The sequence below is a fragment of the Kordia sp. genome, from assembly GCF_050633145.1.
Lineage (GTDB): Bacteria > Bacteroidota > Bacteroidia > Flavobacteriales > Flavobacteriaceae > Kordia.
The window spans coordinates 1-12,028 of record NZ_JBOEFY010000102.1 but is presented as its reverse complement, the minus strand read 5'-3'; the positions used below and the strand labels follow the sequence as shown (position 1 = coordinate 12,028).

The following is a 12,028-nucleotide window of genomic DNA, read 5'->3' as shown; positions in this document are numbered from 1 at the left end:
CATAACTCATAACTCATAACCCCATAACTAACAACTAACAACCCAAAAATACAGCTTCCTTCACTCCTATTCTATCTATCTACATAGAGTTTCCTAATAGAAGATTCAATTCTTTTTATAGTTTAGTTAAAACAACGTTTGCGGTTTTGGCGGCGTAGTAATCGTTTTCGGAATTAAAAGCTTGGTTCCTAGACGTTCATTGAGTTTTTTAGTGAAATATGCAGCTAACAAAGGAGATTCAACTTCTAGATTTTGATGAATAAAAAAGTGAATGTTTTGTAAACCGCTAGAAATCCAATGTTCCAAACGATCTACCCAATCATCCAAACGAGCATAATCACTTTCATGATTTGCGCCAACATATCTAATAAATGCTTCATTGTTGGTCATTCGCATGTGCATAATATCACGCCTTCCCGCAGTATCAACTAAAGTATTTGCTATATTATTTTCTTGCAAAAGATGATATAATTCATTTGCTACTTTTTCATCATTAAACCAATCGGTATGACGAAACTCCACTGATAGCGCCACTTCTTTAGGCCAAAACTCTACAAATTGCACAACTCTATCGAAGTCTTTTGGCGAGAAGTTTCCGTGCATTTGCAAAAAGATTGTACCTAATTTATCTTTTAAATGTGAAGCATTGTACAAATATAAATCGACTAGCGCTTCTGTAGCTTGTAAGCGTTTCCAATGACTGATTTCTTGTGTTATTTTTGGGAAAAACTTGAATCCTTCCGGTGTTTTATCTCTCCATTTTTCAAACTGCTCTGCTGGAAACATTCTGTAAAACGTTGCATTGAGTTCTATAGCATTAAATTGTGAAGAATAGTATTGTAACTCGTCTTTGGTTCCACGCGGATAAAACCCTTTTAAATCTTGTTTGTTCCACTTTGCACAACCAATATAAATAGACGGTGTTGAATCATTTTTATACTGTTGAAATACCACTTCTGTTTCTGGATGATCTGTTGGTAATGTAAAATCTATTTGCTCAGGATTGGTGACTTTTCCAAATTTCATTGCTTCTATTTTTCTAAAGCATAAAAATACGGAATTCTAACAGTAATTCTGAATTGACGATAGGTTTTTGTGTTGTTAATAAGTTGGTTAACAAGTTGTTCATAACCTGTTAAGAATGAGCTTTTTTTATCTCTAAATTTAGTAAAACTTATGTGTTATGAACGATCGAGAAAATGATTTAGTTAAAGCGCGTCCACAGATTTCACCGAAATCTATTTCTGAAAATATGTCTAACGACGAGCGCTTTCAAAATTCCACACTTCGTCCAATTATCAAGCTTCAAAGCCCTTTACTAATTGCTGCATTCCGAAATTATATTGCTAAATGGAAAAATGTTTTTTACGATTTATCCTTAGAAAAACGCTTGCTTTATATTGAAAATGCCATTCAGAAAGACATGAAGTTTCGCAATTCATTAAAAGGTATGATTATCGGGCAGTTTACGCTTCAAGAGTATCAAACGTATATTCAAAATTCATCGCCACTAAATAAACGCATGATGAATATTGTTATAGAACGTCTGAAAGATAATATTTTGCTTTTTGAAAAAGATGTAGCCTTTAGTGCCGTCATTTAAAAAAAGGTAAGTTTTTAAATTGATTGTCTATTTTTAGTTCATTTTGATATCTTTGCGACTTATTTATTAGAAGATACGTTATGAAGCGATTCACTATAGCATTTATTGTCATTTTAAGTACCATTTTTGTTTCTTGTAATTTTGGTCGAAATCAAGTTGAGGCAGATGGTTTCCGAAATATTACACTAAAAAATAATACGTTTGCTATAGAATATTGGTTGGGTTCGCATAAAAACATAGATGACAAAGACTCTTACCATTTATATATTAAACGTGATTCTTTATCCAATTTCAAACGTGTTGTAACTAACTTATTTAAAGATTCTTACGATTCAAAAAATGTACAAGTTGTAACGATTTATACTGATACTATTTTTAACGCACAAGATGTTGTATTAAAGCAACAAAATATTTCTGGTGTACAAGTATTTTATATAGAAGATTCTTATTTAAAGACTAAATTTTATAAGTATACCAATGATCGATTACAGCCAATTAATGCATTGCATTCTTTTATAGATTATTTTAAAGCGGAAAAGGTGGTCTATGATACTTCAAAAATTTTCGACAATGCTAACAATAGTAATTTTATTTTAGTAAACCCTAAAGCTGCTCAGAAATACGAAACAGGAAAGTCTGACTATGATAAAAATTTAGCAGATTTTAAGTTGAGTCAGAAGTAATATTTTGACAAATATTCAAATCTTAATTTTCTATAAATTTCCAAATTCAATAGCATGGACATACAGAAAATGTCAGCAGCTTTCACTTTAAACACAGGTATTGAAATACCTAAAAACGTGCTCGATTTTTATACTACTCACGAAAGTAAAAATATAAATTTTCAATTTCCTCGTTTGTTTAGCTATGTCTGTCAATCCAGCGGAAAACCAGAAATGACAGTACTATTATCTGAAGAGTTTGCGGTAGAAATTTTAAACTTAATATATGCAATTCCTGAAGAAAACAGAATGCAAACGCTATTTAATCAAATAAAAGCGAACGAGTTTAATGAAATAAATGATAAATATCACCTCAAAAACAACAAGTTATATAATGGTACAAATCCTAAACCCAGTAATGATGATGTTGAAGAGTTTATTTTAGATGAAATATTCTTTTCTGTAAATGATTACGATTATAAAAACAATAAATTTAACTTTCCACTAGTTCAAAAAGCCTATAAAAATCTTGGTTCTGATAGCAATTACATGAAAGTTATTTTGATTTTATGGGCAGATTGTGGCGGAGAAGGTGGAATTATTGTTAGAGGAAAAAATACAGGTTATTGTTCAGGTTATGCTCATATCGATGATTCGGTTATTGTTTTCAATGAAAAAACAATAATGTACAGAGGATACATGTCTGAAAAACATGAAATTCCATACATAGAAATGGATAAGTCGAAACTTAAATAAAATGCAAGTACTTATTAAATTAGGTCAAAGACAGAATTTTATCGATTTTCACTCTTCCACTAAAGAAACTCCGTTTAAATCTGTCGTTAAAACATCGCTCATATAATTAAAAAATGGGCGAATTGCTTTAAAATCAGTAGCTACTTGCTCCATAAAATCAGATGAAGTCACTTCCTTATCTGTAAATTTCTTTGTAAAGATAAACTGTTTCTTTTTGATTAAATCAATGTCAGCATGCTCTTTACTAAAGCCTTTTGGTGCAGTTTTCACTTCATCACCTTCTATTTCTCCCCAAATATTTTTAAATGCTTTTTTATTAATGATCTTTCTGATTTCTGTAGCATCCATTTCAAATTCTTTACGAATCCTCAGTAAATCATCTTTGTGAGGTTCCCAAAAACCTGTAGCAATAAAAGATTTGTTATTTGGTTCCAAATGCAGGTAGTAACCACCACGTAGTCTAGGCTTTACTCTATGAAAGCTTCCTCCAAAATGTGTTTTATACGGTGTTTTATCTTTCGAAAAACGAACATCTCTGTATATACGGAACACCTTTATTTTATCAATTTGATCATGCTTGTTTAAATGCTCACCTAATTGATTGTAAAACTGTTTCACTTCTCTTTCAATCTCCTTGAATTCTTTTTTATTTTCTGTAAACCATTCTCGGTTGTTGTTTTCTTCAAGTCTATTTAAAAAAGAAAAAGTTTCTCTAGGGATTGTTTCGTTCATCGTTCGTTGGTTTTGAACGAAAATACAAAATTGTAGTATAGTATAAAAAATAAAAACGAACAAGTGAATGTTCGTTCTTATTTACTAAAGTCTTTTTTTAAGGAATAGATCCACAAGTACCTTCCGAACAACCTACTGAAGGGCACACAAATATGGTTATATAAACACATGTTGGTCCTGTAGTACTAGCGCCTTCTCCTGTTATTCTATTACTATCCAATTTAGAAATAGTCTTCTTTTTTAGAGAAAGACTCTTAAAATTCCGTTTTTTCATAATCTAAGGTTTTATAATTAATACAAACCAAGATTACAGTATATAAATGATAGCCAAAAGTAACATACGTGCGTATTTATAAATTAACACGCCATTTAAAATCATCCATTTGGCGGAATTTCATAACAACATTTTTTAATGAATACAATTTCATTCATCTGATTTTGTGCCTTTTGATCACAAGTACTAAGGCTTCTTGCCAATCCTCCAACGACTTTGTTGTAATCAAACTTAGAGATTACTTGCTTTTTAAGGAAAAGCTTTTCCAATTTTTGTTTTTTCATCTGTTTACAGTTTTAGTTTGTTCTCTAAAACTAATGACTCCAATAATTTTATAAAAACTTTAGAAGTCGTGATGTATAAATAACGAGTAATTTAGTGCTTACAAAGTTGTTTTTGTAGAAAAAAAGACAATTTATATCGCTAATATGCTGTCGGCGGATGTTTAAATATTGCATAAATCACAGCGATAAGAAAAATAGAAAGCAATACAAATAACACAACTCCAAAAGCAGACATAACGAGTATAGAACCAGCTACTGAATAACTATCTTCATAATATTCTCTTTTGATTTCTGCTACTTTTTCATGATTTCGATAGCGAATCCATAAGTACAAAAAACCAATTGGATAGTAGAAAAAAAATGCAAAAGGGTTTACCATTTAATAAATATATAAAAATTAGAACGATTTCTGAATCAAAATTTAGCTTGTGCTTCTTCATAGGAAAGTCTATTCGCCCAATAATCACTCAGCTCCCATCGTTTTTCTAATTGATACTGCACAACTAATTTTTCCATATACGCTCTAAAGGCATTTTCGACCACATATCTGTATGTTGGAAAGGCTTCTTGCTTTCCGTTTAGATAATCTGCCACAGCATGACCTCCGTAAAATCCAGAAGCTAACGCAGATGTTATACCATAGGAAGAAATTGGATCGTACGAATACGCCGCATCACCAACAGCCAGCCAGTTTTTTCCATACGGAATTTGCAAACAACTAGTTCCTGCAGGCATTATTTTTACAGTATCGATCTGTATTGTATTGAATAGTTTTGAGAGATGAATAGTTTTCTGTAATTCATCTTGAAGAAATGTTTTTGTTTGTTCTTTTTTGGGAAGTAACTTTTTTAGTGTAAAAAACATCATGGTGACTTCATTTTCCGTATACGGAGCTACATACCACCAACCATTTTCAGTAGCTTCTACACTAATTTGATTTGGTATTTTATCTGAAGTTTTTACATTAAAAGTACATGCGAATTGTGTATCTAAGTTTTCTTTTTGAATGTTAAAATGTCTGCAAACAGACGCTTTTCTTCCTGTTGCGTCAATAATGAAGTCGCTTGTAAGTGTTTTACTTTCAGAAGAATTTTCAATGATTGCTTTTATTTTCGTTTCGCCTGAAACTACTTTTTTAAGCTTGAAACCTTTGTAGAATGTATTGTTTGTACTTTGATATAGTTCTTGTAATTGAGTTTCAAAATGCAATCTGTCTAACAAGAATCCATGTCCCAATCGATCAGAAATAAATTCTTTTTGATCTAATTGATCGCTTCCCCAGCAACTTTTATTCCCATAATAAATTTGATGCTTTTCATCTTCAATTAAAGACAAAATGCCCAATTGCTTGAGTAAAGGCTTTGCGTTGGGCGGAATGGCTTCTCCCGATTTTCGAATCGGAGTTTCCTGCGCTTCTACAACACAACAACGAATTCCTCTTGCATGTAATGTAATTGCGGTGGCAATTCCCGCAGGACCGCCACCGACAATAATTACTTGATATGTATGTTTATCGTTCTCCACGAGAAACTTTTCTTCTTTTACGTGTACTTTTTGTTGAGTGCGATGATGCTTTTGCTGCACTTATACCATCTTCTAATAGTATTGTTGGTGCTGCTGCTTTCATTAGTTTTGCTTTTTCATCACCTGTAATCGTTTCTGCTGCAATTACTTGGTCATACGTCGGATCGTGCTCGCCAAATTTACGTCCAGTTTCTTTCCAAACTACATCTGGTAAGAAACCTTCTGCATTTTTAACAGCTTCTTCAGTTTTAGCAATGATTCCCAGTTCATGCCATTCCGAAATCATATGATTGATTTTTGTTTGATATACAGAACCTAAATCACGCAACCAATCTTGACGATAGTCAAAATGCTTTAAACGCTGTGCTATGTTTAAGTTTTTTGCTTCTATACTTCGTGCATATCCATCTTCACTTAGTACTTGATTTGGTACACGCGCTGCCCAAAATGATGGCAATGGTAAGTATAATGTAAGATCATAACCAGATAAACAACTTGCTTCATCCGTTTGCCACGGAACGCCTAACCAACGTGTTAATGAACCTGGACCACTTTTAGCCAAAGGACCATCTTTTCCTAATGAGACTTCTCCTAAAACAATTGCTGGCGAAAGCAATGGGCCAAAATCTAAATCGGTAGCTTCTCCTTCTGCAACTACGTTTAATCGATATGGTTTTTTCCACATTTGTTTGACACGCATTGGCCAAGTTAATTCGATTCCAGGGTGAAATGGTCCGCCCAAGCATTCTTCCATTGGCGCTTGATTTAATGCATTTACTTGCTCGGCTGGCGATAATTTTTCAAACGGAATGTATTTTTGAGGTTCTCCAGTTGTGAAATCTCCGTTTGCCCATTTTTCTAAACGTGCATATTGTGTACGTGTAATTGGTAAATCGACAATCGCTAGATTTTCATATTCTCCAAAACCATCTCCATAAAAAGGCGGCACTTTTGCTGGTGTATATTCTTTTGAGTCAGGATCTCTAAACCATTTAAAGATACGTTCGCGCAAAGCATCATTTTCTTTTGAAGGACTTTCTAATCTTTTGATTAATTCAGGATTGCTAAAATCTGACGGAGAGTTTTTCCCAAATAACATAAAGAATCCTTGATTTACCCACTGTGTATCAGTCATACGTTCCAACATCGGAAAGATATGTTCGTAAAAAACAACACCATTTGCAGCGCTGTCAGGATAGTTCATTTCACGGATAAATAGATCTTGCACAACATCATTCATCGTAACAACTCCATACAATCCAGGTCCAAAGTTTGGTGGCGTAACAGCTACATTTGCTGGTTCTGCATCAAATTCTTTTCCATCAATAATTACTGTAGCACGTACAACTCCATCACAAGTATCGTCATGCCAACCTTCATTATTTGCAAAAGTAACGGCAGGTTTGTTTTTCCTTGAAGCAGATTTACCATCGCCTCCAAAAAATAGCAAACGACCATCGGCATCTGTTTCTACATGACCTAGTTTTACTTTTTTACCAAAGAATTCGCCATCATCAAAATTATACGCTGCTCCTTTTTCATTAGTTCCGCTAATACTTACTGGAGTTGGCGTAATTGCTAATTGACTTCGGTCATCGTCTGTTATATCTGCGTTTCTGTACGCAGAAGGAATTCCCGCATTAGGTATATCTAAGGCATTGTTAAACATGTACCAAGCAGATTTTACATTAGCGACTTGAATACGCCAATGAATATTGCTGCTTTCCGTTTCAGTAATTTCGCCCAATACGGTATCATTTTCGCCTAAAGCATAGATTCTAAAACGTGCAACTTGTTTCTTTACGCGTCCGTCACCATCTTTATAGCCTCCTTCTGGAGCAATTTCTACACCAGGAATATCTGGCGCAAAAAAGTATTCTTCTGAGTTTCCAATACGCGCAATTCCTATTGGAGGATAAATTGCAACGCTTTTAATTTCGTTTGTGTTCATGGTTTTTGTGTTGATTATATTATGGTTTTTCTCGTTCTGAAATGGTTTTTAGGATCTTTTGAATACTTCTTTTTTACTTCTATTAGATGTCCATAATTGTCACCAAAATAGGTTTCTGTTGGAATTGAAGCATCTTTGAAACTAATAAATGATCCGCCAGAGTTTTCGATTTCATAATCGCGACATACTTGCATCCAGTCTAAAGCTCTGTTGGTTCTGTTGTATACTTTATTGTCTTGTTCCTCTTCTTTTTGAAGCAATTCTGTATTCCACCATGTTTGATATTGAATGGTATATGCACTGTTTTTGTATGGAAATGCGCTTCGTTTTTTCGCTTCCTCAGTCATGTTATCGTAATATTCTCCCACAATTGCACCAAGCGTAATATAGTTGAATAATCCAAGAGAGCGGTTGTCTGGCAAGATTAATTTTGAAGTTAAAGAGCTTATCAATTGGTTGATGCCTTTAGCATCTAATCCGCCTTTATAAGCTAAACGACATGTAATTTTATGTGGAGCTGGCGCATCTAAATCTGGCGGTAATGGTTTTTTGATGGATGAAAGTTGAAACAACTCAGTTGCCGTATCCATATTGCTATTTTTAGCGCTAACTTCTCCTATTTTATAGACTTTATCATAAGTTGTTTCGTTTGTATTGATCGTATTTTCAACATTATTTTTTGCTGATGTATCATAACTTGCAAGCTTTATTGTTCGTTTTATGGCACTATACGATTGTCTGTCCCAAGCACTCATTAAACCATCGTCAGCATAGTTTAAACGTTGTCCGCCTTTACCAATTAAACGCAATTCATATGGTTTTGCTTCTCCTGTAAAACAATGATCTACAAAGGATAACAAACTTTTTTCAGTTCCTTGCCAATATCCATACATGATACAGTTATGAATGGCTTCTTCTGGAATGAAATCGTCAGGATTGCCTTCTAAATATTTCCCTGAAACTTTTAAATTGGTTCCGATGAGTTGATCGTTTGTAAAATCTTCTCCCGAATAGGCATTGCCTTTATTGATGATTACATTTTGCCAAGCTTCTATAATTGGTTTTGTGTATTTATTTTCTTTTTCGCAGTCAATTTTTGATGGATTGTCTTCTTCATACGGATTCCATTCCAATTCATATTTGATTAGTTTATTAGGCAATGGAAAGACTTCTAATTGCAATTCAGTTACAATTCCATAACTCATTCCTCCACCACCTTTTAGCGCCCATAACAAATCTTTTTTATTACTATAATCTGTTTTGAGTTGTACAATTTCTCCATTTCCTAGTACGACTGTTGCGCCAACTAATCCTTCGCAATTCATTCCGTGCTTACGAGTCCACGGTCCCCAACCGCCACCAAAGGTAAATCCTGCAACACCAACAGTAGCACAAGTTCCATGCGGAATCATTACTTCATTGAAAGCTAGTTGTGGTGTCAAATCTTTGAAACGAATTCCTGGCCCAATACGAGCAAATTTCTTGTTGTGACTTACTTCTACATGATTGATTCGTGTCATATCTAGCAAAATTACATCTGTTCCACTACATTCGCCTTCATGATCGTGTCCGCCAGAACGAACTCTTATAGGCAAGTTATTTGCAATTGCATCTTTGTATACACGTTGTACATCTTCTGCAGATTCACAGTAAATGATTGCGAATGGTTTTAGTTGAAATCTTCGATTAAATACCTGACTCGCTTTGTTGTATTCTATTTCATCAATTAAGTTGCCTCCTGGTGTTTGTATTTGATCACATTTTAAGTGTCCTCGCAATCCGTTTAAGAAATTATATAGATTTCGAGTATTTACAACTACCATGTTTTCTCCAATGACTAATTCGGCGCAAGCCACTAATGGTAAATTTTCTTTAATAGCTAAATCGTCTACCAAATCTTTTTCAGAAACCACACTAATAATCGTGTCAAATCTGTTTAAATTCTTTCGGATAAAGATCGTACTACTTCCACTTTTGTTTTCATAGCAGAGTTCACGCTTTATTACCGAAGTTATACTGCTTGAAGTCAGCGTAATTGCGACTTCTTCATCTACAGGAATTGTCGTTGGAATGTGACTTGGATAGTTTTCAGCATTTTTCAGCGTAAGCGTTTCATACGAAGTATTGCGTATTTTTAAATGCACTTCCAGCCCAAGATTTCTGGGAAACATGGAATCTATTTCCTTTTTAATGAAAGCTATAATAGTTATTAAATCGTCTGCATCAGTGACTTCTTCTTCTTCTCTGATAGTACTTACTTCATTCGCTAGTAAGGCTTTTTTCCATAGTGCAACTTGACTTATTGTTCCGTTGAAGAAATTATCTTGGTTTCCTCCAATTGTAAAGTCTGAAGTTGAATTTGTTTGGACGGTTTCTGAATCATTTATAAATGCTAATGACAAATCATTAATGTAAAGTTCTAAAAAGTTTTCAGTTTTTACAGCTGTAACATGATACCATTCGTTATTTAGCACAGAGCAATTACTTGCAGTAATACTTCTCAGAGTTCCATCTGCAACGACAGAAAACACTAGATTTCCTTTTGCGTTTACCTGTAATGAAAAAGAAGTTTCTTCCGTTTGTTTTGAAAGAACTTCTCCGGCTGATTCTGTTTGAATCCAGCATTGTAGCGTGAAATCTGAGTTTTGAAAATTGTTGTTGGTTAAGTCTTTATCTATCAGGTTGGTGTCACCCGAAAATGTAAGTGTGTAACTCATAAGGGTTTTTAGGTTAAGATTTGAATTCTAAAAGTATCGAATTTAAACTGAATATGTAAGATTCACAACACGTAATTGTACCCGATTTTAGAGCTAAATGATAAAAAATGGTTGTACATTTGGCATTCATACAGAAATGAGGTTTTACCATGAAGATTGTCATTTCATAAACAATTTTTATGTCATTTAAATCATTAGGATTATCTGATGCATTATTACGTGCTATCAGCGAAAAAGGATATACAACGCCTTCCCCTATTCAAGCAAAAGCAATTCCATTAGTTTTAGAACGCAAAGATGTCTTAGCATCTGCACAAACAGGAACTGGAAAAACAGCAGGTTTTACCTTGCCAATATTACAATTGTTATCGGAACAACCACCGCAACGCAGAAGACCTATTAGAACCTTAATATTAACGCCAACGCGTGAGTTAGCAGCACAGATATATGCCAATGTTAAAGAATACAGTCTATTTTTAGACATTCGCTCTACCGTTATTTTTGGTGGCGTGAATGCAAAACCACAGATTAGAACCTTGCGAAATGGAGTTGATATTTTAGTAGCGACACCAGGAAGATTGCTCGATTTACAGAGTCAAGGAGCTTTGTCTTTAGCAAAAGTAGAAATTTTAGTGTTAGACGAAGCTGACAGAATGTTGGATATGGGATTTTTGCGCGATATTAAACGTGTGATTGAACTTGTGCCAAAACGAAGACAGAATTTATTGTTTTCAGCGACGTTTTCAAAAGATATTAAGAAGTTAGCAAACAGCATTTTACACAATCCTGTTTCAGTGGAAGCTACTCCTGAGAATACAACCGCAGAGAAAGTAAATCAGAAAGCATATACTGTTGATAAACCTCAGAAAACTGCATTGTTGATTAAATTGATTTCTGATGGAAATTGGAGTCAGGTGTTGGTATTTACACGCACAAAACACGGCGCTAATCGATTGACAAAGAAGTTGATTGCTAAAGATATTAGTGCAGCCGCTATTCATGGAAATAAAACTCAGAATGCACGAACAAAAGCTTTAAGCGGTTTTAAAAAAGGAGATATTCGAATTTTAGTCGCGACAGATATTGCCGCACGTGGTTTGGATATTCCGTTGTTACCATATGTGATTAATTTTGAGTTGCCAAATGTTCCTGAGGATTATGTACACCGAATTGGTCGTACAGGTCGTGCTGGTGCAAGCGGTGAAGCTATTTCATTAGTTTCTGCCGAAGAATACGAGTACGTACAAGGAATTGAAAAGTTGTTAGGCGAAAAGTTAGTTACTGAGGAAATAGAAGGTTTTGAAGCTGATCCGAATTATACGCCGCCACCAAAGCAAGAACGCCCACAACGATCACGAAAGAAGTCAAATTCTTCGCAAAGAGGCACTTCTGGCGGAAGCCAAAAAAATAATAGAAATAGGAATGACTCTTCAAGTTCTAATTCGAACTCTAGAAATAAGAAGAAGAATTCACGTTCGCGAAATAGAAGACGGGACTAGACTTCTTAGATTGTTAGATTGTTAGA

General features: G+C 34.3%; 12 protein-coding genes. 4 read left to right on the top strand and 8 right to left on the bottom strand.

What is annotated here, in order from left to right:
* Positions 1-126 precede the first annotated feature (126 nt).
* A complete protein-coding gene (locus ACRBBL_RS27265) occupies positions 127-1,026 on the bottom strand; it encodes a DUF72 domain-containing protein (RefSeq protein WP_431372274.1) in 900 nt (299 codons plus the stop codon).
* A gap of 157 nt (positions 1,027-1,183) precedes the next feature.
* On the opposite strand from ACRBBL_RS27265, the gene ACRBBL_RS27260 reads away from it, so the two are divergent.
* The 3 genes from ACRBBL_RS27260 to ACRBBL_RS27250 all read left to right on the top strand — a co-directional run bounded on the left by ACRBBL_RS27260 (position 1,184) and on the right by ACRBBL_RS27250 (position 3,021).
* Positions 1,184-1,603 carry a glyoxalase gene (locus ACRBBL_RS27260; RefSeq protein ID WP_431372273.1) on the top strand — a complete coding sequence of 140 codons (420 nt, stop codon included), beginning with the start codon at positions 1,184-1,186 and terminating at the stop codon, positions 1,601-1,603.
* Positions 1,604-1,683: 80 nt separating this feature from the next.
* Positions 1,684-2,286, top strand: coding sequence for a hypothetical protein (locus ACRBBL_RS27255; RefSeq protein WP_431372272.1), 603 nt, complete (start codon positions 1,684-1,686; stop codon positions 2,284-2,286).
* A gap of 54 nt (positions 2,287-2,340) precedes the next feature.
* Positions 2,341-3,021, top strand: a complete 681-nt coding sequence (locus ACRBBL_RS27250; protein WP_431372271.1) for a hypothetical protein — start codon at positions 2,341-2,343, stop codon at positions 3,019-3,021.
* 48 nt (positions 3,022-3,069) lie between these two features.
* On the opposite strand, the gene ACRBBL_RS27245 is transcribed toward ACRBBL_RS27250, so the two are convergent.
* The 7 genes from ACRBBL_RS27245 to ACRBBL_RS27215 form a co-directional block, all read right to left on the bottom strand.
* Positions 3,070-3,753 (bottom strand): DUF2461 domain-containing protein, encoded by a 684-nt coding sequence (locus tag ACRBBL_RS27245; protein ID WP_431372270.1) that lies wholly within the window; start codon positions 3,751-3,753, stop codon positions 3,070-3,072.
* 97 nt (positions 3,754-3,850) lie between these two features.
* Complete coding sequence (locus tag ACRBBL_RS27240) at positions 3,851-4,027, bottom strand: hypothetical protein (RefSeq protein WP_431372269.1); 177 nt, start codon at positions 4,025-4,027, stop codon at positions 3,851-3,853.
* Positions 4,028-4,128: 101 nt separating this feature from the next.
* Positions 4,129-4,311 carry a hypothetical protein gene (locus ACRBBL_RS27235; RefSeq protein WP_431372268.1) on the bottom strand — a complete coding sequence of 61 codons (183 nt, stop codon included), beginning with the start codon at positions 4,309-4,311 and terminating at the stop codon, positions 4,129-4,131.
* Positions 4,312-4,450: 139 nt separating this feature from the next.
* Complete coding sequence (locus tag ACRBBL_RS27230) at positions 4,451-4,690, bottom strand: hypothetical protein (RefSeq protein ID WP_431372267.1); 240 nt, start codon at positions 4,688-4,690, stop codon at positions 4,451-4,453.
* 35 nt (positions 4,691-4,725) lie between these two features.
* The gene (locus ACRBBL_RS27225) at positions 4,726-5,835 is read right to left on the bottom strand and encodes an NAD(P)/FAD-dependent oxidoreductase (RefSeq protein WP_431372266.1); all 1,110 of its coding nucleotides are present in this window, start codon (positions 5,833-5,835) and stop codon (positions 4,726-4,728) included.
* Positions 5,822-7,786, bottom strand: coding sequence for a LodA/GoxA family CTQ-dependent oxidase (locus ACRBBL_RS27220; RefSeq protein WP_431372265.1), 1,965 nt, complete (start codon positions 7,784-7,786; stop codon positions 5,822-5,824). Before ACRBBL_RS27220 ends, ACRBBL_RS27225 begins: the two co-directional genes overlap by 14 nt.
* A 14-nt stretch (positions 7,787-7,800) precedes the next feature.
* Positions 7,801-10,503: an FAD-binding protein gene (locus ACRBBL_RS27215; protein ID WP_431372264.1), complete on the bottom strand. Its 2,703-nt coding sequence runs from the start codon at positions 10,501-10,503 to the stop codon at positions 7,801-7,803.
* 179 nt (positions 10,504-10,682) lie between these two features.
* Between ACRBBL_RS27215 and ACRBBL_RS27210 the strand changes: the two genes are divergently transcribed.
* Positions 10,683-12,002 (top strand): DEAD/DEAH box helicase, encoded by a 1,320-nt coding sequence (locus ACRBBL_RS27210; RefSeq protein ID WP_431372263.1) that lies wholly within the window; start codon positions 10,683-10,685, stop codon positions 12,000-12,002.
* The last annotated feature ends 26 nt before the right edge of the window (positions 12,003-12,028 follow it).

Excerpts from the sequence above, each read along its gene's own strand:
- ACRBBL_RS27235 (WP_431372268.1), bottom strand. The coding sequence starts at position 4,311 with ATGAAAAAACAAAAATTGGAAAAGCTTTTCCTTAAAAAGCAAGTAATC.
- ACRBBL_RS27215 (WP_431372264.1), bottom strand. The coding sequence starts at position 10,503 with ATGAGTTACACACTTACATTTTCGGGTGACACCAACCTGATAGATAAA.
- ACRBBL_RS27230 (WP_431372267.1), bottom strand. The coding sequence starts at position 4,690 with ATGGTAAACCCTTTTGCATTTTTTTTCTACTATCCAATTGGTTTTTTG.
- ACRBBL_RS27265 (WP_431372274.1), bottom strand. The coding sequence starts at position 1,026 with ATGAAATTTGGAAAAGTCACCAATCCTGAGCAAATAGATTTTACATTA.
- ACRBBL_RS27250 (WP_431372271.1), top strand. The coding sequence starts at position 2,341 with ATGGACATACAGAAAATGTCAGCAGCTTTCACTTTAAACACAGGTATT.
- ACRBBL_RS27245 (WP_431372270.1), bottom strand. The coding sequence starts at position 3,753 with ATGAACGAAACAATCCCTAGAGAAACTTTTTCTTTTTTAAATAGACTT.
- ACRBBL_RS27260 (WP_431372273.1), top strand. The coding sequence starts at position 1,184 with ATGAACGATCGAGAAAATGATTTAGTTAAAGCGCGTCCACAGATTTCA.
- ACRBBL_RS27220 (WP_431372265.1), bottom strand. The coding sequence starts at position 7,786 with ATGAACACAAACGAAATTAAAAGCGTTGCAATTTATCCTCCAATAGGA.
- ACRBBL_RS27210 (WP_431372263.1), top strand. The coding sequence starts at position 10,683 with ATGTCATTTAAATCATTAGGATTATCTGATGCATTATTACGTGCTATC.
- ACRBBL_RS27255 (WP_431372272.1), top strand. The coding sequence starts at position 1,684 with ATGAAGCGATTCACTATAGCATTTATTGTCATTTTAAGTACCATTTTT.
- ACRBBL_RS27240 (WP_431372269.1), bottom strand. The coding sequence starts at position 4,027 with ATGAAAAAACGGAATTTTAAGAGTCTTTCTCTAAAAAAGAAGACTATT.